Raw genomic sequence first — 23,725 nt, forward strand, 5'->3', positions numbered from 1 at the left:
CTCTGTGTCGTCTTGAAGCGTCAGGCGGCGCCCTTCAGCTTCTTGTTGCATTCGCTGTAATAGCCGCCGCCCTTCTCGATCCACTTCATGCCGCCATTGCCGTTGGTGGTCTTGTTGGCGTTGTACTGGTCGACGCAGGTGTGCAGGCGCCCCTTGCCGGGGGTCTCCTTGGCGTATTTCGGATCGACCGCGTTCGGATAGATCGCGGGGCCGGCCGGCAGGGTCGGCGCAGCAGCCGGGGCGGCCTCCTTCTTCGCCTGCTTCGGCTCGGCAGGAACGGCGGGCGCAGCAGGAGCGGCCGCGGTCGGCGCAGCCGCTGGCGTCGCGTCCGCGCCGCACTGGGCCTTGCGGAAGTCGTTCCACTTCGTGGTGCCGAGCGAGCCGTCCTTCTTGGCGGCCTGGTATTTCGCGCTGCACTCCTGCGAGGTCAGCGCCTGCGCCGGCGCACTTGCCACCAGCGCGGCAAAGCCCGACAGCGCAACTGCACACAGCAACTTTGATTGAATGGTCATCCTTGTCTCCTCCTTGATCTTCCCCCGAGGGAAGTGAACCGAGGATTGCTATCCTAGCGTGCTGCCCGCTCGCGACAAGGAAGCGATGGCTGCTGCCGCCAAAATATAGTGACCCTCCACGTTCGAATTATTCATGTCGCGTTCAGCAACGCCAGCCGACTTTCGCGCCCTTCGCAATTCCCGCAAGAAGAGTGCAGCACCATGACCTTCACATCTCGCCTCGCCGTCGTCGCTCTCGCCTCCCTTCTCGCCACCGGCACTGCCTTCGCGCAGACCGCCGCGCCGGCAGCAAAGACCGACACCAAGACCACAACCGCCGCCCCCATGGACAAGAAGGCACCGAAGGAGCACTCGGCCGAGTCGCTCGAATGCTCCAAGCAGGCCGACGCCAAGGGCCTGCACGGCAAGGAGCGCAAGAAATTCCGCTCCGAATGCATCAAGACCGCCAAGGCCGGCATGGCCGCGCCGGCTGCGGACAAGAAGTAAGTCCTTCCCCCTGCTCGCGGCTTCGGCGAGAGGCGCGCGCATTGCGGCATGACGTGGCCGCAATTGTGCGCCTCTCGCTGATTTGCGATAAGGTGGTGTGAAGCAAATCACCGCCTCCCTGCCGTTCGAATGGCCGAGCCGTGCCAAGATCTTGAGCACGGTGGAAACGCTCGTCATTGGCACCGCCGGAGGCCTCGTGTTTCTGCTCGCGGGCCTTCCGGGGGGATTGATCTCGGGCTCCATGATCGCGGTCGGGGTCGCCGCGATCGCCGGTCGCCAGCTGACGCTGCCGCCGATCCTGACTCAGACCGTGCTGGTGCTGCTCGGCATTTCGTTAGGATCAGTCGTCTCGCGCCACCTGCTTCAACAGGTCAGTGCCTATCCGCTCACCATCGGGCTGCTCGCGCTCGCGACCTTCTGCTCGACCTTCGGCTCCAGCTATTATCTCCAGCGCATCCACGGCTGGGACCGCACCTCGGCCTTCCTCGCCGGCAGCCCCGGCGCGCTGTCGCAGATCACGATCTTGGCGGTCGAGCGCGGCGCCGACCTGCCGGGCATCGCGGTGGTGCAGACCATGCGCGTCATCATCCTCACCGCGGCACTGCCCATGGTGCTGGCGTTCGCCGGCGTCGCACCCTCCGTCGCGCCGTCGCTGACGACGACGATTGCCTCGCCGCTCGACCTGGTCGAACTCGTCGCGGCCTCGCTGGCCGCGGCACTCCTCCTGCGGCTGATCAGGTTTCCGGCGAGCTGGATGTTCGGTGCGATGATCGGCTCAAGCGTGCTGCATGGCGCCGGCTGGGTCGAGGGCGGCCTGCCGGACTGGGTACGCGGCGTGGCGCTGGTCGGCATCGGCGCCCTGATCGGCAGCCGCTTCGCGCGGATGCGGATCAAGACGCTCGCCGGCCACATCAACGCGGCGCTGGGCTCGTTTGCCGTCGCCATCGCCGTCTCCGCGATCTTCGTCGGCATCGTGGCGCTCACCACGCAGGTGAAATTCTCTGATGTCGTGGTCGCCTACGCCCCCGGCGCGATGGACGCCATGCTGGCGCTGGCCCTGACGCTGCACATCGACCCGATCTTCGTCGGCGCACATCACCTCTCGCGTTTCGTCTTCGTGACGATCGCGACGCCGGGCATCGTGCACCTGTTCGGCCGGACGCAGGACGATGTGGATGATTGAGCCTCAGCGCTTCGCCGTCGCAACGAAGCCCCATGCGGCGATCGCAGCCATCAGGAGCGAGATCAGCACGTTGTAGCCGGCAAGCGAGAGGCCGAGGAAGCGCCACTGCACCTCGTCGCAGCGGACCACCTTCACGGTGTCGAGCCGCGACAGCAGATCGGTGGCGCTGCCGAGATTGACGACGGGACCGGAGCAGTCGGTCGGTCCCTTCCAAAAGCCCCATTCGACGCCGGCGTGATAGGAGCCGAGCCCGGCATTGGCGAGGCTCGCCAGCGCAAGGATCGCAAGGCCCGCGAGCAGCAGCGGCCTCGGCGCACCGCCCCGCGCCGCGAGTGCGATGAGCAGGCCGAGGGGGATCGCGAGGTAATAGGCGTAACGCTGCTCCAGGCAGAGCGGACAGGGCACGATCCCGAGCACGAGCTGGAAGAACCAGGCGCCCGCGATCGTGGCGGCCGCAATCAGGGTCACAGCGAGCGAGGCAGTCAGAGCCGGGCTGGTGGCCGCCGATTTGAATGCAGGTATTGCGGCACTCTGGGTCGTCACGGCAGCCTCTTTTCGATGGGTCGCTTTCCAAGGCTGTAACGCCGGCTCATGCGGCTGTCGAGAACGGCCGGGATCACTTTGGCGCGGGTTGACCCCGCTTTGTCCATGGCTATAGTCCGCCGGCTTCGCGACGCCTGCTTAGGGCCGACCGAGGGCCCCTGTGGCGGAACTGGTAGACGCGCTCGACTCAAAATCGAGTTCCGCAAGGAGTGCTGGTTCGATTCCGGCCAGGGGCACCAAGTCTAGAATATAAATTATAACAATGACTTATTCGGCAGCCTCGATTCCGGATTCTCGGAAAAATTTTCGCCGCGAATTTCGATATTCCGAATGAAGAAAACTGACCGCTGAATATTGCGACTAATTCCCTAGGTGGCTGCTCGCTCCTCACTCAAGCTAGGGCCGGAAACGGGAATTTTGCCGCCCTTGCGTGATCCGCGATGCCGGCAGCCGCTCAAGTGGCACAACTCTGGATTCCACCCATGCAGAGGTACTTGATTTCCAGATAGTCCTCGATGCCGTATCTCGAACCCTCACGGCCGTTGCCGCTCTCCTTGCCGCCGAACGGTGCAACCTCGGTCGAGATCAGGCCTTCGTTGATACCGACGATGCCGTACTCGAGCGCTTCGGCAACGCGCCAGACCCGTCCGATATCGCGGCCGTAGAAATAGGCCGCAAGTGCGAACTCGGTATCGTTCGCAAGCCTGATTGCTTCCTCTTCAGTCTTGAAGCGCAATACAGGCGCGACCGGGCCGAAAGTTTCCTCGCGGAAGACCAACATGTCCGACGTGGCATCCGCCAACACCTAAAGCGCTCAGCGTTAAGTGGGGTCGTTGCCGCTCAGAAACTGTGTCACGACCTCGATCTGGTCATCAGCGATCAGGGCCGGCGCATGGCCGCAGTCCGCGACGGTGTGAACGCGGACATTGCGATTGCGCCGCATCATGTCCTTGAGGACGCCTTCTGAAAGCAAATCCGATTGCTGCCCGCGTATCACAAGAATGGGGACGTCGATCGCGTCCCAGTATTTCCAGAGATCGACGCTGTAGTGCCAAGGATTTCGAAAGGCATGGGCGATATTCGGATCGCACAGCGGCCTGAAACAGCGTCCCTCCGCGCTCCAGACCACACTATGCGTTGTCAGATGCCGCCAGTGCGCATCCTCCAATCGCCCGAACGGAGCCAGAACCCGCCGGTAGTAGCCTTCGGCCTGTTCGATCGTCTCAAAGGATCTTGGCGCATCGTTGAGATTGGCGCCGAGGCGAAGCAATCCGGTCCAGGGCAGATAAGGCCCAATATCGTTGATGGCGATGCGACGGATCGGACTGCCCGGAAGGGCAGCCAGCACCATCCCGATCAAGCCGCCCAGCGACGTTCCAACCCAGTCGATTTCCGTTGCATCAAGCGCTGCCATCAGCACGGTCATGTCGCTGCAATATTGCGGCAACGCGTAATCGCTGCTGTCATGCAGCCGCTCGCTTTGTCCCCGGCCAGGCAAATCCGGGCAAATGACGCGCCGACCCGCGCTGGCGAGAACTGCGGCGAGGTGATCGAAGTCCCGGCCGTTTCTGGTCAACCCATGGACGCAGAGCACCGGCCGCACCGCGGGCACGGGCCCCCAATCCGTGAATGCGATGCGATGGAAGCTGCGCCGGGTCAGCCCGCGCACCGATCCGGTGCGGTCGGGCGCCCTCTGCCGTCCTTCAGGCCAGTCCGCGGGGCGCAACTCGGTGGATTTCAGCTCCATCGGTCTATTCGACAAACCGGTGGGCGTCGGCCGAGGTTTCGAAGATATGCGGCGCGACATCGCGGCGGGACAGCGCGTCGCCGAGCTTCAGGCGCATGAATGCGCTGGTGGTGTAGCGCGAGGCATGATCGTAGCAGGTCCGCTCGACCTCGGCGGCCATTGAAAACCATTTCTCCGCCATGTCGGGAGCGATGTAAGACGAATCGTAGTTGACGACTGCGGAAAACCGGCGTCCGACACGATGGAAGAGTTCGAGGATCGACGTCCGGATTACCTCGACGTCGGCATCTCTATGGACCCGATAGCCGTCAAGTCCGAGAAACAGCGTGTTGCGATCGGCATCGTACGACAGCCGCTCCGCCAGCGGCCGATTGAGCAGCCGGTCGTCGAGCTGCATCAGCGCTTCGCTGAACAGCGTAACATCCATGGATTTCGGCGCGCGGATGATGGGCCGAAAGCCCATGAGCGCGAGAATGTCGCGCTCCATATCGATACCCGGCGCGATCTCGATCAGTTCGAGACCTTCGGGAGTGAGGCGGAACACGCATCGCTCCGTCACATAGAGAACGGGCTGCCTGTTGGTTGCGGCAAGCTGGCCCGAAAACGTGATCTGATCCACCTTGCCGATGAATTTCGAGGACTTGCCTTCGCTGAGGATCTTGAGCTGACCATCCACGACCGACGTCTTGAGCCCAGCGGTGGTAAAGGTGCCTGCGAAGATCAGCCGGCGCGCATTCTGGGATATGTTGATGAAGCCGCCGGCGCCGGCCAGGCGGCCATTGAACAGGCTGACGTTGACGTCGCCGCGGCCATTGACCTGAGCCATGCCGAGACAGGCCAGATCGAGCCCGCCGCCGTCGTAGAAATCGAACATCTGGTTCTGGTCGATGATTGATTCTGCATTGATCGAAGCACCGAAATCGAGGCCGCCTTGCGGAATACCGCCGATGATGCCGGGCTCGGCAGTCAGCGTCACAAAGTCGAACAGCTTCTCTTCGGCGGCAACCGACGCAACGCCCTCGGGCATGCCGATGCCGAGATTGACCACGCCGCCCATCGGCAGTTCCAGGGCGCAGCGGCGCGCAATGATCTTGCGGTTATCCAGCGCCATCGGAACATTGCGATCGGCCGGCGCGCGCAATTCGCCCGAGAATGCGCCGTTGTAACCAGTGGCATAAGTCTGGACATGGTTTTCGGGCTGCGCAACGACGACGCAGTCGATCAAGACGCTCGGAATCTTGACGTGACGCGGATTGAGCGAGCCGGAGGCGGCGATGCGCTCCACCTGCGCGATGACGAACCCCTTGCAGTTCTTGGCGGCCGTTGCCAGCGCCAGATTGTCGAGGGTCAAGGCCTCTTTTTCCATCGAGATGTTGCCGTTGTGGTCGGCGGTGGTACCTCTGATGATCGCAACGTTGATCGGAAATGCCTTGTAGAAGAGCCATTGTTCGCCATCGATTTCGATCAGCCGCACCAGCTCTTCGGTGGTGCGCGCATTCAGCTTTCCGCCGCCATTGGCCGGATCGACGAAGGTGCCGAGCCCGACCTTGGAGAGAAGCCCGGCCTTGCGCCCCGCAATTTCGCGAAACAGATGCGATACGCATCCGAGTGGCAAGTTATAGGCCTCGACGTGATTGTCGACCGCCATCCGTGCGAGCTTCGGAACCAGGCCGAAATGTCCGCCGACCAGGCGTTTGATCAGGCCGGGATGCGCCAGGCGGTTGAGACCGCGATCGGCGCCATCCCCCGGCGCCGCCGCGAACACCAACGAAAGGTCCCGCGGCTCTCCGGTCTGCACGAAGCGCCGCTCCAGCGCCTTGATGATCTCGTCGGGCGTTCCCACGCCGACGAAGCCGGACGAGGCGACGGTGTCACCGGAACGGATGATGGCCACCGCCTCGGCGGCGTCGACGATCTTGTTGCGCATCAGGCTTCACTTCCGGGATTGGCGTCGCGGGCGACCAGCCAGTCGGCAATGCTCTGGCTCAGCTTGCCCTGCGATTTGCTGGAGACGAACAGGCCGACATGGCCGCCGGGCAGCGGAATTTCGGTATAATCCGTGCTGCCGATCTTCGCGCCGAGCGCACGCGAGCAGTCCGGCGGAATGATATGATCGTCCAGCGCGAAAACATTCAGCACCGGAGCCGTGATCGACTTCAGATCGACCCGACAGCCGGACAGTTCAAAGCTGCCATCGACCAGGCGGTTCTCCTGGTAGAGATCCTTCAGCCACTGCTTCGCCGCTTCGCCAGGATGATGCGGACGGTCCGCGAGCCACTTTTCCATACGGAGGAAATTCATGAACTTCGCCTCGTCATCGACGACGTCGATGAGATCGACATTGTATTTCGTCAGTGACCGCATCGGCGTCATCATCGAGAACACCGAGCTCATGAACTCGCCCGGCAGCACGCCGTAGGTATCGACCAGCTTGTCGATGTCATCAGGATCGAGGCTGCGGGTCCAGAGGTTGAGGAAGCCATGGTGCGCGGCCTTGTCCTTGACATCGGCATGGAAGTCGATCGGGGTGATGGTGATGACGAGATTTTTTACCTTCTCCGGATGCAGAGCGGCGTAGCACGTCGTAAAGACGCCGCCTTCGCAGATGCCGAGCAGCGTGATCTTGTCATGGCCGGTTTCCTGCGCGATGCGGTCGACTGCGGCATCGATGTAGTCATCGACGTAATCATCAATTTTCAGCCATCGCTCGGTTCGGCCCGGCTGGCCCCAGTCGATCAGCCAGAGATCGAGCCCTTTTGAGAGCAGGCTGCGCACCAGCGAACGGTCGGGCTGTAAATCGGCCATGGTATACCGCCCGATCAGGCCGTAGGCCAAAAGGACGGGCGTCTTCGCGGTCGCTTCCGCCATCGGCTCGTAATGGAACAGCTCGACCTTGTCGCGGCGCATGACGAGATGCTTCGGCGTCGTGCCGATGGCGACGTCTTCATCCCGCGTATTGGCGATCAGCTGTGCCGCCTTGAACATTTTCTCGGCATTGGCCGCCATGTCGCGGGCGACGCGCAAGGTCTGATCCTCTTGATCGCTCATCGTGCGCCTTCGCTCTTCTGGTCGCGGATCTGGCGGGCGAGCGTACGGACTTCTCGGCGGAGTTCGGTCAATTGCCGCGTCACGTCGTCGAAATCCTTGCGAGTCGGCAGGCCCAACATGGCTGACGCCGCTTCAGCTACGTCATCCTGCCGACTCCGCAATTTGAGCCCCGCCTGGAGTAGCTCTTTCTGAGCTTGCAAAAACCCGTCGGTGCGCTGGTTACGGATCAGTTCCTCGTTGGAGATTTCGCTCCATTTGGCGAACGCCTCGCGCCACTCCGGATGCGGGGAGCCACCGCTAGCCGTTGCGGACATCGTCTCGTAAAACCGCTTCGACGCTTCAGGCCACGGCGCGGCAGCGACCGCATTGTAGCTCGCAAGCCGCTGACGCATCTCGATCCAGGCGCCAAAGGCCAACGCCATTTTCCGGTCGATGTCCCAGACGTCGGCAAGCCGCGGCCCCTGCGCCATTCGCTCGATCGCTGCCGACAATTCGTTGCCGTCGCCAAAACCACCCGGTTTCTCCGACAGACGCGCCAGCATGAACGGTGCCATCGACCCTGACCACGCCTCGACCATGCGGTTCGAGGATTCGGCCATCGTCTGCCAAAGCTTCGCCCATTCCAGGCCGGGATCGGAATCAACGGAAGCCGATTTGTCGTTCTCGCTCATGCTGCTCACTCTTTGTGCCCGTTCAGGCTGCCGCGCGGTTGCCGAACGCCTCGGTGTAGATCGCAAGCGCATCGTCGAAGCTCAATTCCCTGGGATTGTTGACCAGAAGCCGCGTCTGCTTCATCGCGTCCTCGGCGAGCTTCTTCAGGTCGCCCCTCGCGATGCCGACATCGGCCAGCGAGGCCGGCACGTTGCAATCCCGGCAGATCGCCGCGATCGCATCGACGAACAGCCGTGCCCGCTGGCTGACACTCATTCCTTCCGACTTGGGATCGACGATCGGCGCCAGTTCGGCGTATAGCCCTTCGGCCTCCGGCAAATTGAAGCGCAGCACCTGGGTCAGCACCAGGGCATTCGACAGGCCATGCGGCACGTGGAACAGCGCGCCGATCGGATAGGCCAGCGCGTGCACGGCGGCCACCGGGGAATTGGCGAACGCCATGCCGGCCAGCATCGAACCCAGCAGCATTTGCGACCGCGCCTCCAGATTGGATCCGTCCGCGCAGACCGTGCGGACGTTCGCCGACAGCAGGGCGAGAGCCTGCCGTGCCAACTGGTCCGACATCGGATTCTTCCGATGCTTGCTGGTATAGGCTTCGATTGCGTGCACCATGGCGTCGATGCCGGTTGCAGCGGTGACATGCGCGGGCAGGCCGAGCGTCAATTCCGGATCGAGGATGGCCCAGTCGGGGAGCAGGCGGGGTGCAACAACGCCCTTTTTCTCGGTCGTCGGCGTGGTGACGATCGCGATCGGGGTCACCTCCGAGCCCGTTCCGGCCGTTGTCGGCACCAGCAGCAGCGGAAGGCGTTCGCCCTTGGCAAGGCCGACGCCGTAGATATCGTCGAGGCGATCAGGCGTCTTGGCCAGATAGGCCACCAGCTTCGCGGTATCGAGCGCGCTGCCGCCGCCAATCGAGGCAACCAGCTCGATGTCCTTGTCACGGCAAAGTGCGACCGCCCGCTCGATGATATGCGACGGCGGATCCGCCTCCACATCTTCGAATATTGTCAGTTCGCAGCCGCCGGCAACCAGGCCAGCCTCGGCGTTTTTCGTCAGGCCGGCATTGCGTACACCCTTGTCGGTCACCAGCAGGACACGTTTTGCCGCGTATCCCGCGACCAACTCCGCCAACTTCTTCGATGCGCCTGCCTCGAACAGGATGTTGGGCGGTGCCTGGAACGTAAAGGCTTTCATCTGACATCACTCCTGATCTGATCGGACGTTACTGCCGCAAGCGCCGCGGCGAGCTGTTCGGTCACGGCGTCAATCGGCTGCAAGCCGTCGACGATGTTGAGCAGTCCCTGCGACCGGTAGTATTCCGTGACCGGCGCGGTTTGCTCGCGATAAACGTCGAGCCGGGTCTTGAAGACCTCCGGATTATCGTCGCGGCGCACCGGCGCGCCTCGGCTTGCCGCCTCGTCGGCGCGCCCCTTGATGCGGTCGAGCAGTGCATCTTCATCGACCTTGAGCTCGAGTACCGCATCGAGCTTAATGTCCCGACTGGCCAGTTCCCGATCGAGCGCTTCGGCCTGGGCGACCGTGCGCGGGAAGCCGTCAAGGATAAAGCCGTTTGCCGCGTCGGAATGATCGATACGGTTGGCGATCACGGACACCACGACATCGTCGGGCACAAGTTCACCGCGATCCATGATGTGCTTGACGCGCAATCCCGCAGCCGTGCCTTCCGCGACCGCCTGGCGCAGCATGTCACCGGTCGACAATTGCGGAATCGCAAATCGAGTCACGATCCTCGTCGCCTGCGTGCCCTTGCCTGCGCCTGGCGGCCCCAACAGAACCAGTCTCATATCCTTGCCCATATCTCGGTTTTAGCTCTTTGCCCGGGCGATTGCCTCGACGATCAGTCGGCGCGCTTCAGCACTGTCACCCCAGCCGACCACCTTGACCCACTTTCCCGGCTCCAGATCCTTGTAGTGCTCAAAGAAGTGCTGGATCTGCTCGATCGCGATCTGCGGCATGTCGGCGATCCCGTTGACGTGGGCGTAGCGCATTGTCAGTTTTGGCATCGGCACGGCGATGATCACGTCGCCGCCGCCCTCGTCGTCCATCTTGAGTACGCCGATCGGCCGGACATTGATCACGGCACCAGGAGCGATCGGCCGCGAGTTGGCCACGAGCACGTCGATCGGATCCCCATCATCCGAAAGCGTGTGCGGCACGAAGCCATAATTTCCGGGATAGCGCGTTGGCGTATACAGGAAGCGATCGACGAACAGCGCGCCCGCAGCCTTGTTCATTTCGTATTTGATCGGTTCACCGCCGATTGGGACCTCGATGATGACATTGACGTCTTCAGGAGGATTGTCGCCGATCGAGATCGCCTCGATATTCATTTCGGCCCCGTCTTTTGGCTATGGCGGTTCTTGATGAGATCATCGACCACGGCGGGATCGGCTAGGGTCGAGGTGTCGCCGAGCGCGCCAACTTCGTTCTCGGCGATCTTGCGCAAAATCCGACGCATGATCTTTCCAGAGCGGGTCTTGGGCAGGCCCGGCGCAAACTGAATGACATCGGGTCCGGCGATTGGTCCGATCTCCTTGCGGACCCAGGCCACCAGCTCCTTGCGCAATTCCCCGGATGGCTCCGCATCGGACATCAAGGTGACGTAAGCGTAGATGCCCTGCCCCTTGATGTCGTGCGGAAAGCCGACGACAGCGGCTTCGGAAACCTTCTGATGTGCCACCAGCGCGCTTTCGACTTCGGCGGTCCCCATGCGGTGGCCGGAGACGTTGATCACGTCGTCGACGCGGCCGGTGATCCAGTAGTAGCCGTCGGCGTCGCGCCGGCAGCCATCGCCCGTGAAATACTTGCCCGGATAGGTCGCAAAATAGGTTTGCATGAAGCGCTTGTGATCGCCGTAGACCGTGCGCATCTGGCCCGGCCAGGAATCGGCAATGACGAGATTGCCTTCGCACGCGCCGGTCAGCACGGCGCCATTTGCGTCTACAACTTCCGGCATCACCCCGAAGAACGGCAGGGTTGCCGAACCTGGCTTCAAAGCGGTCGCGCCGGAAAGCGGCGAGATCAGAATGCCAGCGGTCTTGGTCTGCCACCAGGTATCGACGATCGGACAACGTCCATCGCCGACGACGCGGTGATACCAATCCCAGGCCTCCGGATTGATCGGTTCGCCGACCGAGCCGAGCAACCGCAGCGATGCACGGCTGGTCTGTTTAACCGGCCCTTCGCCCGCACCCATCAACGAACGGATGGCGGTCGGCGCGGTATCCGACTTGTCTACGCCCACTTTGCAGCCCTTCCCGACGCATCATGATGCGATTGTCTTGAGCGAATGATGCACCGTCCGCACTCCGACCGCGTGCAGGCACCATCCTGTTATCAAGCGATACGATCGTCGCTTTGAGGCGAGCGGTCCTACTTATTCAGGTCAACGGTCGACGGCGGGCTCATCGCACTTGCAAGCTCGCGAAACTGCGCGTTCATTTTGTCCATCTGCTCCTTGAGATGGCTTTGGTAAACCGCACTCATTTCCTGCGGGTCCTTGGCATGCAACAGCCGTTGCGCAAGCTCGAAGCCCGAAGCCACATTTTCCTCGGCGAACGCGACTGCCCTTTCGTTCATCTCCTTCGCCGCCGAATAGGTTGAGCGAACGCTGGAATCGGCCTTCTCTCTCAATTTCTGGGATTCCGTTATGTATTTCGACACAGCCTCTTTCGCCTTGTCGAGCGTGGTCTGCGCCATTTCCCGCATCTTCTCGGCCTGCTCGTTGATCTGCTCACTCATTGCACTCTCCATCGCCAGCGCTTGCGACTGCGCCAATTTCAGCTCAGCCAATCAATTGACCCTTGCCGACGGCTCACGCGGTCGGCTCAACAACCTGTTTCAGCTTCTCGCGAAGTTCATCCACGAGCACGCGTGTATTTTCGCTGTAGTCGATCGGCACCACGACGAGGTGCACACCGCCGCCCTTGAACGCGTTTTCAAGCGTAGGAATCAATGAATCCGTACTTTCGACCCGCGAGCCTTTCGCGCCGTAGCTCTCGGCATATTTGACGAAATCCGGATTGCCGAACGTCAGGCCGAAGTCCGGGAAACTATCGACCGCCTGTTTCCAGCGGATCATGCCATAGGCCGAATCTTCCAGGATCAGCACGACGAGATTCAATTTAAGGCGGACCGCAGTTTCCATCTCCTGCGAATTCATCATGAAGCCGCCGTCGCCGCAGACCGCGAGCACGCGACGTTCCGGATGCAGCATCGCCGCCATCATGGCGGATGGCAGCCCGGCGCCCATTGTCGCCAGCGCATTATCCAACAGCAGCGTGTTCGCCACATAGGTGCGGTAGTTGCGGGCGAACCAGATCTTGTACATCCCGTTGTCGAGCGCGACGACGCCGTCTTCGGGGATGACCTTTCGCACATCGTGCACGATGCGTTGCGGCGTCGGGGGCCAGCGCTCCTCGGTCGCGCGATCGCCGATCCGGGCCAAAATGCTTTCGCGAAGGCTTAACAGCGCGCCGGCATGATGCAGTCGCCCCTCGAGACGGTCGGCCAGCAACTCCAGGCTCGGCCCGACATCGCCGACCACTTCGCACTGCGGAAAGTAGACCCGCTCCACGTTGGCCGGCGTGTAGCTGACGTGGATGACTTGAGGACCTTTCGGGCCCATGATGAAGGGCGGCTTTTCGATGGTGTCGTGACCTATGGCGATAATCAGATCGGCCCGGTCGACCGCTTCATGAACGTAATCGCGCTCGCTGAGCGCCGCCGTTCCCATGTAGAGATTGCTGCCGCCGGGCACCGTTCCTTTGCCCATTTGTGTGGTGAAGAACGGAATTTTCGTGCGGCGGACGAAGCCGCCGATGCCAGCCGTGCTGCGCGGCCGGGACGCGGCAGCGCCGAGCATGATCAAGGGCCGCTTGGCCTTGAGGATCATGTCGGCGGCGCGGTCCAGCGAGGCGCGATGGGCGACCGGGATCTCGATCGGATGCGGCGCCACCATCGCGACGTCTTCGGCTTCCTCGCCCGCGATGTCCTCGGGCAGTTCCAGAAGAACCGGACCCGGACGCTCTTCCATGGCGATCCGGAAGGCATCGCGAACGATTGTCGGAATGCCGCTTGTGCTGACGATCTGGAGCGACAGCTTGGTCAACGGCTTGAATGCGCTAACGACGTCGACGATCTGGAATTTGGCCTGCCGGCTGCTCATGATGCCCTTCTGACCCGTGAGCATGATCATGGGCATGGCGCCGAGCAACGCGTAGGCGGCGCCAGTCGTCAGGTTCAATGCGCCCGGGCCGAGCGTGGTGATGCACACGCCGGGCTTACCGGTCAGCCGTCCATAAGTCGCGGCCATGAAGGCCGCGCCCTGCTCGTGGCGCGTCAGGATCAGCTTGATCGACGAGTTGCGCAAGCTTTCCACGACATCGAGATTCTCTTCACCGGGAACGCCGAAAATTCGGTCGACGCCCTCGTTCTCGAGTGCGGCAACCAATAGATCTGACCCCTTCGGCATTAGCGCGTCTCCTTTTTCAATTCACTTCTCAGCAGACACCGTCCCACGCATGGACGAAGCCCGTGGTGTTCGATTCAGATCCGGCCATCGCCTTCGAGATAGCCTCGCGTCCTCGTATCTGGCATCCAGAGCGAGGCAATGAAGGCGACGAAAGCCATCGCCGCGACGTACCAGAAGAATACCGTTTCGTATCCGGACGATTTCAGTGACAACGCAACATATTCGGCGGTTCCGCCGAACATCGCATTTGCAATGGCGTAAGGAAGCCCGACCCCAAGCGCGCGCACCTCGGGCGGAAACAGCTCGGCCTTCACGACGCCGCTGATCGAGGTGTAGAAACATGCAATCATGAGGCCGACCATGATCAGGCCGAAAACGGCATAGACGTTGGTCGTGCCGGACAACATCATCAACAGCGGCACCGCGGCGAGCGTCGCGCATCCGCTGAACAGAAGCATGTTGTTGCGGCGACCAATCCGGTCCGAGAGCGCCCCGAACACCGGTTGCAGCAGCATGAAAGCGATCAGCGCCACGGTCATGATCGAGCTGACCACCTTGGCATCGAGCTTCACGCTGTTGACAAGGAACTTCTGCATGTAGGTCGTGAACGTATAGAAGAAGAGCGACCCGCCGATGGTAAATGCGAGAACGATCAGGAGCGCGCGCTTGTGACGCAAGAGACCGGAGAGAGAACCAGCCTCCTTGCGATGCATGGTCTCGGCCGACGCCGTCTCCTGCAACGAGCGGCGGAGATACAACGCCACAACCGCTGCGACGGCTCCGAACAGGAACGGAACTCGCCAGCCCCATTCCTTCAGCTCGTCGAGGGACAATGTCTGTTGCAGAACCACCACCACGAGGAGCGCGAGAAGTTGCCCGCCGATGAGCGTGACATACTGGAAGGACGAATAGAACCCGCGGTTGCCCTTGCCGGCAATCTCGCTCATATAAGTTGCCGCCGTTCCATACTCGCCGCCGACCGACAGGCCCTGCGCCATGCGCGCAAACAGCAGCAAAGCCGGCGCTGCGGCGCCGATTGTTTGGTACGTGGGTAGCATCCCGATCATCAGCGATCCGGCGCACATCAGGAGCACCGACAGCACCATCGAATTCTTGCGGCCATGCGCGTCGGCGATCCAACCGAACAGCCAGCCACCGAGCGGCCGCATGAAGAACCCTACGGCGAAAATGCCGGCCGTCGCCAGCAACTGGCTGGTCTGGTCGCCCGACGGGAAGAACGCGGCGGCGAAATAGATCGAGGTAAATGCGTAAGCATAAAAGTCGTACCACTCGACAAGATTTCCCGATGAGGCTGCCACGATCGCTTTGATACGCGAGAGCTTTTGCGCCGTGCTATCAGCGGGGATTGCCGCGTGCGATGCAACAATAGCGGTCATTGCTTACCCTCCCAATCGACGGATGATGCTTTGCGTGAAGTCGCCAGTGGACGCCTTGCCGCCCAGATCGGGCGTGCGAACGCCGTCCTTGCGCAGGACCTGATCAATTGCCGCTCTAAGACGGTTTGCAAGATCGGGCTGATCAATGTGCTCCAGCATCAGCCCGACCGCCAGCAGTAAAGCCAGCGGATTGGCGATTCCCTTGCCGGCGATATCCGGCGCCGAGCCGTGCACGGCCTCGAAGATCGCCGCATCCGGTCCAATGTTGGCACCGGGAGCCATCCCGAGACCGCCGACCAGGCCGGCGAGCTGATCGGACAGGATGTCGCCGAACAAATTGGTGGTGACGATGACGTCGAACTGCCAGGGATTCATGACGAGCTGCATCGCCGTGGCATCGACGATGCGATCGTCCATTTTGACCCTGCCCTCGTACTTCTTTGCAACCTCGTGCCCGACCTCGAGAAAGATGCCGGTCAGCGCCTTCAGCACGTTGGCCTTGTGCACGACGGTCACCTTCTTGCGACCGTTCTTGAGCGCGTAGTCGAATGCGAATTCGATGATCTTGCGCGATCCTTCGCGGGTGTTGACCCCGGTCGAAATGGCGACCGCGTGCGGATCGTCCCCGATCGGGATGTAGTGTTCGAAAGCGACATAGAGGCCGCCGAGGTTCTCTCGCACCAGCACGATATCGATGTCGTCGAATCGTCCTCCGGGAACCATGCTTCGAACCGGCCGCAAATTGGCGTAAAGGCCGAATTCTTCGCGCAGACGAACATTGATCGAGCGGAATCCTCCCCCCACCGGCGTCGTCAGCGGGCCCTTCAGGGCGAGCCGCGTGCGTCGGATGCTGTCCAGCGTCGCCTGCGGCAGCGGATCACGGCTTGCCTCGATCGCGGCCAGGCCCCCCTGCTGGATGTCCCATTCGAATGGAGAGCCGAGCGCTTCGAGAATGTCTACGGCCGATTTCACGATCTCGGGGCCGATACCATCGCCTGGAATGAGCGTGGCGGGCCGCTTCGTTTTGGATTGAGCAGACATTTTTATATCCTGGTGGAGAGCCGCGGGGATTTGTGGATGTCAGACATGTTGCCTGCGCTCAATGTACGGGGCTTGCGGCGGAAGTGGCGGGGAGCATTTCCTGCTTGTTGATCCAAAGCACCGCGACGATTCCCGCGATTTGAAGCAGAGCCAGCGGAATCAAGGCCATGGGGAAGCTACCCGTCGCCTCCTTGATGACACCGAGCAGCCACACCGCGCCCGAAGTACCGATGTGCGACAGGGTATTAATGCCGGCAATTCCGGCCGCAGCCGTAGCCGGAGAAAGTGTCCCCGTCGCCAAGGCCCAGAATGGTCCCTTGATCGAATAATTGCCGATCAAGACTACGCTCAGAATAGCGAGCGTCACGGGTAATGAACTCGTGAGCATGGTCGCAAGCAGCGCGGTTGCGCATAACGCAAGCGGTATTGCGGTGTTTTGAGCATGGGCGTTCGACCTGTCCGAATATCTTCCCCAAAAGATCATCGCGACGGAGGCAATGCCAAACGGGATGGCATTCAGGAATCCGGTCTCCATGTCGGACATCCCGAACGATTTCACGATCTGAGGCTGCCACAGCGACAACGCGTTGCTCGTGGCCGAGCTCCCCGCATAGATCAAACCGAGGATGAGCACATATTTGTTAGTCAGGATTTGCCACAGCGACATGTGGCCGCCCTGCTTCGCCATCGATCGCTCGGACTGCAGGCGCGCGTCGAGCCAATTGCGCGCCTCCGGCTCGAGCCACTTTGCATCAGCGGGTTTGTTCGGAAGCCCGAAGAACGAGACCAGGCCGAGCAGGACGGCTGGGATGGCTTCAACGATGAAAAGCCACTGCCAACCACGCAGACCCAGCAAGCCATCCATCGCCAGCAAGGCGCCGGATATCGGCGATCCCAGAAAGCTCGATAGCGGTATGGCCACCATGAAAACCGCAACGATCCGTGCGCGATAAGCCGCCGGAAACCAGAAGGTCAGATACAGGATCACACCAGGAAAGAACCCGGCCTCCGCTGCACCCAACAAAAACCGGCTCAGATAAAAAGTAACCGGCCCTACCGCAAAAGCGGAGAGAATACCGACCATCCCCCATGTGATCATAATGCGCGCGATCCAGATCCGCGCGCCAACTTTCTGCATCGCCAGATTACTGGGGACCTCGAAAATAATGTAGGCGATATAGAACAGCGCCCCGCCCGCCCCGAAAGCAGCCTGCGTCAGGCCCAGATCCTTGTTCATTTGCAGGGCCGCAAACCCGGCATTGACGCGGTCGACGTACGAAATGAAATAGCAAACCATGAAAAACGGAAGCAGGCGCCATGTAATGCGGCGCATGGTTTCCGCTTCGATCCTCGGTAGCGGCGCGGAATTCATTGGCATGGCGTCCTCGTTTCGGGTTGACGGTCAGGCAGCCAGTTGGCGCAGGACGTATTGAAGAATTCCGCCGTTGCGGAAATATTCGAGCTCGTCGAGCGTATCGATGCGGCAGGTCAAGGGAATGATGGCCTTATTCGCACCATCGGACTCGCGGATCTCGATCGCGAGCTTCTGGAGATGCTGGGAAGGCCATTCTTTTTCCGCTGCGGCAAGCGAATAGTAGGCGCAGGTCTTTGCACCGACGACAAGTGTCTGGCGTGCGCCGAAGCTGTTGAGATACTGCTTCATGATCAAGTCCCCCCTTCGCTGCAATCGTGCGCGTCCCGCAGATCTGAAGCCGGTCTATTTCTCCGATGCGGCAAGGGGATCGAGACCCGCTTTTTTCAGAGTCGGAGCGGCTGCAGCTGAAGCGAGGAAGGCAATGAGAGCCCGTCCGGCTTCTGGCTGATCGGCGCTGGAGGTTATGCCTGCAGAAAAGATCGTAATTTTCTGCACGTCTGGCGGGAGCGGCCCCACAAGGTCGGCTCCAGCGATCGGCAGGAGTTCGCTGATCTGTTGAAAGCCGAGTTCGGCGTCACCGCGTGCAACAACACTGGCGACCGGCTCGGCCGGAATCATCTTGGCTTTGTCCTTCATCTCGGCCGCAATCCCGAGACGCTTGAACAGCTCGTTGCCGACATAGACGCCGCTGGCGCTATCGGAGTATGCAACCGACTTCGCGTTCAACAGTGCCTGTTTCAATGCGTCGGACGTACTGATATCAGGCTTTGGCGTCCCGGCGCGTACCGCGATCCCGATCGGCGAGCGCACCAGGTCGACGCGGCTGGTTCTGACCGCCCTGCCCTGCTTGATCATCTCGCCCAGCGCGTCGCCGACCATGATGAGCACGTCCGCTGCCTCCCCACGTGCCAGTCGCACTGGGATAGCGTTCTCCGTCGTACCCATCGAAGGGCCATAGGCCGTGACGACCGTGTTTCCCGTCGCGCGTTCAAATTGCGGTACGAGCTCCTTGTAAGGCGTCGCCAAGCCTCCCGAGATCATGACCCTGACCTCGGACGCCCCGGCGATTCCCGCCGCGGCCGTCAAAACAATCAGCAAGCTCAGCGCAACTAGCCTGCGCACGACGATCGTCACGCTCATCGGCAATTTCCTTCGATGCTATTATTCGGGGACTGTGCTTGCTCGTTGACGGTCGAAATCATCGAGCACTTTGGTGGTCACGTCCCTATCGCCGTCTCGACCGAATTGGCGCCGGATAGCGCGCGTCGTTCCTGCGGCCTGTAAACGAGGTACGTCCCGGCCAGACCACAGAGCGCTGCCGCGCTCATCCAATATCCCGGCGATGCATTGTCACCAGTGGCAGCGATCAGCCAGGTGCAGATCGCTGCCGTAAACCCTCCGAACGTCGTTGCCAGACTATATGCGAGGGAGAATCCCGACGTTCGTACGCCTACCGGCATGACTTCGGTCAATGCGACGATCATCGCGCCGTTGTAGCTGGCGTAGATGAACGACAACCAAAGCAGGACCGTCAGCATCTTCGGGAACGTCGGGCCTGCGGCCAACCAGGAAAGCGCGGGATATGCAGTCAGAAATGCCAAAGTCGAAAAGGCGATGAGGATCGGCCGACGACCAATCCGATCGGACAACGAGCCCATGATGGGAAGCCAGATGAAATTCGATATTCCCACGCAAATCGTCACGATCAGGCCGTCGGCCGCGGTGAGTTTGAGGACCGATTTGCCGAATGTCGGCGTGTAGACGGTAATGAGGTAGAACGACACCGTGGTCATGATCACCATCATCATCCCGGCAAGAACAACGCTCCAGTTTGCGAGGATGGAGCGATAGATCTCGCGGGGTGTCGGATGATGCTTCCGCGCCAGGAATTCATCGGTTTCCTGCAGCGAGCGTCGAATGAAGAACACGAAAGGAACGATCAGGCAGCCGATGAAGAACGGAATGCGCCAGCCCCAATCGTTAAGTTGCGCCGGTGCAAGCCATGCATTCAGAGCAAACCCCAGCGAGGCCGAGACGATGATCGCGACCTGTTGACTAGCCGATTGCCAGCTGGCGTAAAAACCCTTCTTTCCCGGTGTGGCCATTTCCGAGAGATAGACGGAAACACCACCAAGCTCGACGCCAGCCGAGAAGCCCTGCAGCAGGCGCCCAATCAAGACGAGGATCGGGGCCAAGATGCCAATGGTTGCGTAACTTGGCACGAACGCGATGAGCACCGTTCCGGCAGCCATGATGGATAATGTAACGATCAGGCCTTGGCGCCGGCCGATCCGATCCACGTAGGCGCCGAGGATGATGGCGCCGAGCGGACGCATCAGAAAGCCTGCGCCAAACGCGACAAAGGTCAGCAGCAGTGACGCGTATTCATTTTCGAGCGGGAAGAATGCTTTGGCGATGTACGACGCGTAGACGCCCGACAGAAAGAAATCGAACATCTCAAGAAAGTTGCCACTGGTGACGCGGAGCACCATGCCAAGCTTCGACTGTCCGGTGGTAGCCGTCATGCCGTCCTCCCTTTTTATCATTTATGATTTTGGTCTTGTTCACCTGTCAGGCAGGTGTTGCACACTTGATCGCGGCCGGATTGACCGATACGCGAGGCGCTATCGTTCAAGCTAGGCTGCCTCACCGTATATCAGCTGCCTGTCATCAACCTGTCGCTGATGCATCCTGCAGGAAAATCTGGTCGAAGCGGGGGTGAAGACGGCGCGCTTGGCGAGCCGGCAGATAGGGGGGCTTCTCTCGGATGTTGGTTCCGTTTGAAATCCAAATCCATGGATTTCTATCGATCCTGCAATGCGCGGCGCCACTCTTTGAGAAAGCTCGCCCGTTTCGACTGATCGAGATAGGTGAGCAATTCTGCACCAATATGGATCGGCTTGACCGCGCCGCTGCGATCCGCAGGTATCACGCCTTGTGCGCCGAGACCGAGGCGCACAGGACCAACCGACCGGGCCAGGAGAAATTTCTGGCCGCGCTCCGAAAGCAAGTAATCAAGAAACAGTTTCGCGGATTCCGGGTGCGGCGCAGTGACAGGTATGAAGGCTATTCGCGACATCAAGGTGATGTAGTCGGCAGGAAACACGATTCCGATAGAGGCATCTTCCTTGGCCCGCTCGATCGCGTAAGACCCTATCATATTGTAGGCGATCAGATGTTCGCCGGATGAAATTCGATCAAGCACCGTTCCGGTGGTCGAGTAAAGCTTGATACCGGCGCCGCCGAAGGCACGGACCAAATCCCACGTTGTCCTGGTGATTCCGGCATCGCGCGTGATGAACAGGAAACCGGTCCCACTCTGCTCCGGGTCATAGGTTGCGATCTTGCCCCGATAGGTATCGGGCTTCCGGCTCAGAAGGCTCTTCAGATCCGCGCGGGTTCGAGGAACATCGCCCTCCGCGACGAGGTTCTTGTTATAAACAATGACAATCGGCTCCGCCGTAATGGCATAGGCTTCGTCTTTCCAGATTGCCCAATCCGGGATATGCGCAATTTCCTTCGAGACATAGGGTTGGGCATAGCCGTCATTGACGAGCTTGATCTGTAGATCCATCGCGGAGCTCCAGACAATATCTCCGGGTGCTGCGCTGGAGGTCGAGGGATCCACGACTTGATTGTAGATTTCGTTCGAGTTGATCTTTGTATGGACGATCTCGATGTCCGGATGACCTGCCCGGAAATCGGCAAGCAAGTCGGCGACGTCCGCGTCTTGGGTCGTCGATACGATGTTGAGTTGCTCTCGAGTTGCGGCGGGAACTGATGCTTGCCCCTTGAGAGGGCCGAGCTGCGCCTGCTCCGACATGGCAGGCCACGCCAGCAAGATTCCAACGCACAAGGCCAAGGCTTTGGCAGCCCCCATCGTGACGCTTCCTCGTCCATGAGCCGCTTTGCGGACTTTAGTTTGTTCAGGACTGCAGCCACTTCTACAGCGGCGCACAATCAGGCCTCAACTTGAGCTTTCACCATCACGCTTGGCAAGAGGAAAGCTCACGGAAACCCGCAGGCCCCGGCCTTCCGGGCCAGGTGCAAGCACGATTTGAGCCCCGAGACGGTCCGACAACGCTTTCACGATGGCCAGTCCAAGGCCGCTACCCTCAGGGCCGTTCGCCGTCGGAATCCGATAAAAGCGTTCGAAGACACGGGCCAGATGGGCCTCCGGAATTCCCGGACCGGTATCCTCGACTTCAATCCGCGCGGTCGTGGCGTCAACAACCGCGCGAACCAGGACCAACCCGCCGGGTCGGTTGTAGCGGATGGCATTGTCGATCAGGTTTGCCAGCAATTCGCCAATCAGGACGGTATTGCCGGCGATGACCGCGGGACCGTCAAATCGATCGAACTGGACGTCGATGTCGCGCGCGAACGCCTGTGGGGCACGCTCCGACAGGACATTGAAGGCGACCTCGTTCAGGTCAACGTTCTCCGCGGCCGGTTGCGCAATGTTCTGCTCGTCGACCCGAGCCAGTGTCACGAGCTGCTCGAGCAGCCGTTCAAGGCGGTTGATGGCGTTATCGACCTCGTCGAGGGCAGATTGGCCCGCCGGCGTCTCCGACCCCAGGCGTCGCACCAGATCGAGATGCGTTCGCAATATCGCCAACGGCGTTCGCATCTGATGCGAGGCATCGGCGGTGAATCGGCGCACCAGTCCAATGGCCAGATCCAGCCGCTGTAGCAGGGAATTTACCGCGAGCGCCGGTGCTAAAGCTTCCTGCGGCACCCGGGAAAGGTCAAGCGGACTGAGATTTGGACCGCCCTGGATGCCGCGCGCGTCGATTTCTTGTTTGAGTTCGCCAAGCGGCCTCAGGCCTCGATCGACCGCGTACCAGCCGAGGCAAGCGATGAGGCTAATCAAGCCGGCCTCGAGCATCGCCAGTCCGATCAGCATTTCACGTTCGACGACGCGGCGCGCCTGCACCGTTTCGGCCACTGCGACGAGGACCAGCCCTGGCCTGCCGTAGACCTGCCGCGCCTGCGCGCCGATACGAACCGTTTTGCCGCGATACGCGCCATCGCGATGTCCGGTTTCGCCAGCCTTCAATCGATCGAACCCTGCGAGCGGAAGATCCTTGTAACCGGTGATCAATTCGCCAAGATAAGTCACGCTGTAATAGATGCTATCGTGCGACTGGCTCTCCAGCATGCCGAGCGCAACCTGCGGCAAGTCGACGGTCAGTTCGCCATCTTCCACGCCGACACGTTCGGCGATGGCGAGAATCGACCCATCGAGCAACCGGTCATGGACTGTCTGGACAACCCGCTGAATCAGCAACATACCGCCGATTCCAAGCACCATCGCCAATACAATGGCGGGCGCCACCAGATTGGTGAGGAGTGTTCGCCTCAACGACGGTCGCCAGGTGGCGATCACTATACCTCCAGCAGATACCCTAGCCCGCGGACGGTGCGGATCCGCGGCCCGTCGGGACCGAGTTTCTGGCGAACGCGACCAACATAGAGTTCCGCCGCGTTCGGCGCTACCGCCTCGTCGAAGCCAAACACCTCCGCGATCAGGCGCTCCTTGGAGACGACTTTGCCGGCGCGGGTCATCAGCACCTCCAGCACGGCGAACTCGCGCCGTCGCAATTCAAGCGGCCGGCCGCTCAATGTAATCGTGCCCGCGGCGCGGTCGAACGCGAGCGGGCCACAGATCAAGGTTGGATTGGGAAGCCCCTGTCCCCTTCTCACGAGCGCACGAACGCGGGCATCAAATTCGGCGATATCAAATGGCTTGGAGAGATAATCGTCGGCGCCAAGATCGAGGCCGCTGACCTTATCGCCGGTCGCGTAACGGGCAGTCAGAATCATGACCGGAACGGTCGACCCGGCTTGCCGTATCTTGTGCAGGACGCCGAAACCCGACACGTTCGGCAGGTTGATGTCCAGGATGATGAGGCTGTAGGGTTCCAGCAAGGCGGTCTGCGCCGCCGAAGCCCCGTCAGACTCGATATCGACGGCGAACCCGGACAGCTTGAGCCGCTCGGCAAGGCCCCGCGCCATGGCGGCATCGTCCTCGACGATCAGAATCCTCACTGAACAAACCCTTGCGTTCGCACCACCCGTGCGAGGGAGACGTTACCGTGAGGCTAGAAGGACAGTATCGAAAGATCAAATCGGAGCTTCCTCGCGGAGGCTAGCGGACTGGGTCAACGCGTCCAGTCCCTCCCCCTCCCTAGCAATCGTCACATCCCGCCTGTATAAACCGGTAG

At 61.1% G+C, this 23,725-nt stretch carries 22 protein-coding genes, 1 tRNA gene and 2 pseudogenes; 3 read left to right on the top strand and 22 right to left on the bottom strand.

The features are described from left to right. Positions 1–20 precede the first annotated feature (20 nt). Complete coding sequence (locus BRA1253DRAFT_RS20255) at positions 21–512, bottom strand: hypothetical protein (RefSeq protein ID WP_007597423.1); 492 nt, start codon at positions 510–512, stop codon at positions 21–23. 201 nt (positions 513–713) lie between these two features. On the opposite strand from BRA1253DRAFT_RS20255, the gene BRA1253DRAFT_RS20260 reads away from it, so the two are divergent. Continuing rightward, positions 714–998 carry a PsiF family protein gene (locus BRA1253DRAFT_RS20260; protein ID WP_007597424.1) on the top strand — a complete coding sequence of 95 codons (285 nt, stop codon included), beginning with the start codon at positions 714–716 and terminating at the stop codon, positions 996–998. 97 nt (positions 999–1,095) lie between these two features. Next, on the top strand, positions 1,096–2,181 hold the full coding sequence (locus BRA1253DRAFT_RS20265; RefSeq protein ID WP_007597426.1) for an AbrB family transcriptional regulator: 1,086 nt from the start codon (positions 1,096–1,098) through the stop codon (positions 2,179–2,181). Positions 2,182–2,184: 3 nt separating this feature from the next. On the opposite strand, the gene BRA1253DRAFT_RS20270 is transcribed toward BRA1253DRAFT_RS20265, so the two are convergent. Then, positions 2,185–2,724, bottom strand: a complete 540-nt coding sequence (locus BRA1253DRAFT_RS20270) for a disulfide bond formation protein B (RefSeq protein WP_007597428.1) — start codon at positions 2,722–2,724, stop codon at positions 2,185–2,187. 154 nt (positions 2,725–2,878) lie between these two features. On the opposite strand from BRA1253DRAFT_RS20270, the gene BRA1253DRAFT_RS20275 reads away from it, so the two are divergent. Further along, positions 2,879–2,963, top strand: a tRNA-Leu gene (locus BRA1253DRAFT_RS20275). A gap of 215 nt (positions 2,964–3,178) precedes the next feature. On the opposite strand, the pseudogene BRA1253DRAFT_RS20280 reads toward BRA1253DRAFT_RS20275, so the two are convergent. The 20 genes and pseudogenes from BRA1253DRAFT_RS20280 to BRA1253DRAFT_RS20375 all read right to left on the bottom strand — a co-directional run. Then, a pseudogene (locus BRA1253DRAFT_RS20280) lies at positions 3,179–3,529 on the bottom strand (aldehyde dehydrogenase family protein); the annotation flags it as partial. A 15-nt stretch (positions 3,530–3,544) separates the two neighbouring features. Continuing rightward, positions 3,545–4,327, bottom strand: a complete 783-nt coding sequence (locus tag BRA1253DRAFT_RS20285; protein ID WP_245285949.1) for an alpha/beta fold hydrolase — start codon at positions 4,325–4,327, stop codon at positions 3,545–3,547. Positions 4,328–4,475: 148 nt separating this feature from the next. Then, positions 4,476–6,398, bottom strand: a complete 1,923-nt coding sequence (locus BRA1253DRAFT_RS20290; protein WP_007597433.1) for an acyl CoA:acetate/3-ketoacid CoA transferase — start codon at positions 6,396–6,398, stop codon at positions 4,476–4,478. Further along, positions 6,398–7,519, bottom strand: coding sequence for a class III poly(R)-hydroxyalkanoic acid synthase subunit PhaC (gene phaC, locus BRA1253DRAFT_RS20295; protein ID WP_007597434.1), 1,122 nt, complete (start codon positions 7,517–7,519; stop codon positions 6,398–6,400). The genes BRA1253DRAFT_RS20290 and phaC overlap by 1 nt, the downstream gene beginning before the upstream one ends. Then, entirely contained in the window at positions 7,516–8,190 is a 675-nt protein-coding gene (locus BRA1253DRAFT_RS20300; protein WP_007597435.1) for a poly(R)-hydroxyalkanoic acid synthase subunit PhaE, read from the bottom strand. Before BRA1253DRAFT_RS20300 ends, phaC begins: the two co-directional genes overlap by 4 nt. A 22-nt stretch (positions 8,191–8,212) precedes the next feature. After that, positions 8,213–9,385 carry an iron-containing alcohol dehydrogenase gene (locus tag BRA1253DRAFT_RS20305; RefSeq protein WP_007597436.1) on the bottom strand — a complete coding sequence of 391 codons (1,173 nt, stop codon included), beginning with the start codon at positions 9,383–9,385 and terminating at the stop codon, positions 8,213–8,215. Further along, positions 9,382–9,996 carry an adenylate kinase gene (locus tag BRA1253DRAFT_RS20310; protein ID WP_035995301.1) on the bottom strand — a complete coding sequence of 205 codons (615 nt, stop codon included), beginning with the start codon at positions 9,994–9,996 and terminating at the stop codon, positions 9,382–9,384. Before BRA1253DRAFT_RS20310 ends, BRA1253DRAFT_RS20305 begins: the two co-directional genes overlap by 4 nt. A gap of 21 nt (positions 9,997–10,017) precedes the next feature. Next, on the bottom strand, positions 10,018–10,542 hold the full coding sequence (gene ppa, locus BRA1253DRAFT_RS20315) for an inorganic diphosphatase (RefSeq protein WP_007597438.1): 525 nt from the start codon (positions 10,540–10,542) through the stop codon (positions 10,018–10,020). After that, positions 10,539–11,435, bottom strand: a pseudogene (locus BRA1253DRAFT_RS20320) (AMP-binding protein); the annotation flags it as partial. The gene ppa and the pseudogene BRA1253DRAFT_RS20320, both read right to left, overlap by 4 nt. A gap of 149 nt (positions 11,436–11,584) precedes the next feature. Then, positions 11,585–11,953: a phasin family protein gene (locus BRA1253DRAFT_RS20325; protein ID WP_007597440.1), complete on the bottom strand. Its 369-nt coding sequence runs from the start codon at positions 11,951–11,953 to the stop codon at positions 11,585–11,587. A gap of 73 nt (positions 11,954–12,026) precedes the next feature. Next, a complete protein-coding gene (locus BRA1253DRAFT_RS20330; RefSeq protein WP_007597442.1) occupies positions 12,027–13,685 on the bottom strand; it encodes an acetolactate synthase large subunit in 1,659 nt (552 codons plus the stop codon). A 74-nt stretch (positions 13,686–13,759) separates the two neighbouring features. Further along, complete coding sequence (locus tag BRA1253DRAFT_RS20335) at positions 13,760–15,082, bottom strand: MFS family transporter (protein ID WP_007597444.1); 1,323 nt, start codon at positions 15,080–15,082, stop codon at positions 13,760–13,762. A gap of 3 nt (positions 15,083–15,085) precedes the next feature. Then, the gene (locus BRA1253DRAFT_RS20340) at positions 15,086–16,123 is read right to left on the bottom strand and encodes an isocitrate/isopropylmalate dehydrogenase family protein (protein ID WP_007597446.1); all 1,038 of its coding nucleotides are present in this window, start codon (positions 16,121–16,123) and stop codon (positions 15,086–15,088) included. A 58-nt stretch (positions 16,124–16,181) separates the two neighbouring features. Continuing rightward, positions 16,182–17,501, bottom strand: coding sequence for an MFS transporter (locus BRA1253DRAFT_RS20345; protein WP_007597448.1), 1,320 nt, complete (start codon positions 17,499–17,501; stop codon positions 16,182–16,184). A gap of 24 nt (positions 17,502–17,525) precedes the next feature. After that, a complete protein-coding gene (locus BRA1253DRAFT_RS20350; RefSeq protein ID WP_007597450.1) occupies positions 17,526–17,786 on the bottom strand; it encodes a hypothetical protein in 261 nt (86 codons plus the stop codon). Positions 17,787–17,840: 54 nt separating this feature from the next. Continuing rightward, positions 17,841–18,638, bottom strand: a complete 798-nt coding sequence (locus tag BRA1253DRAFT_RS20355) for an extracellular solute-binding protein (protein ID WP_007597452.1) — start codon at positions 18,636–18,638, stop codon at positions 17,841–17,843. 77 nt (positions 18,639–18,715) lie between these two features. Next, on the bottom strand, positions 18,716–20,023 hold the full coding sequence (locus BRA1253DRAFT_RS20360) for an MFS transporter (RefSeq protein WP_007597454.1): 1,308 nt from the start codon (positions 20,021–20,023) through the stop codon (positions 18,716–18,718). 278 nt (positions 20,024–20,301) lie between these two features. Further along, complete coding sequence (locus BRA1253DRAFT_RS20365; protein ID WP_007597457.1) at positions 20,302–21,378, bottom strand: ABC transporter substrate-binding protein; 1,077 nt, start codon at positions 21,376–21,378, stop codon at positions 20,302–20,304. A gap of 87 nt (positions 21,379–21,465) precedes the next feature. Next, a complete protein-coding gene (locus BRA1253DRAFT_RS20370) occupies positions 21,466–22,887 on the bottom strand; it encodes a sensor histidine kinase (RefSeq protein WP_007597459.1) in 1,422 nt (473 codons plus the stop codon). Then, entirely contained in the window at positions 22,887–23,549 is a 663-nt protein-coding gene (locus BRA1253DRAFT_RS20375; RefSeq protein ID WP_007597464.1) for a response regulator transcription factor, read from the bottom strand. The genes BRA1253DRAFT_RS20370 and BRA1253DRAFT_RS20375 overlap by 1 nt, the downstream gene beginning before the upstream one ends. Between the last annotated feature and the right edge of the window lie 176 nt (positions 23,550–23,725).

This window comes from Bradyrhizobium sp. WSM1253 (genome assembly GCF_000244935.1).
GTDB lineage: Bacteria > Pseudomonadota > Alphaproteobacteria > Rhizobiales > Xanthobacteraceae > Bradyrhizobium > Bradyrhizobium canariense.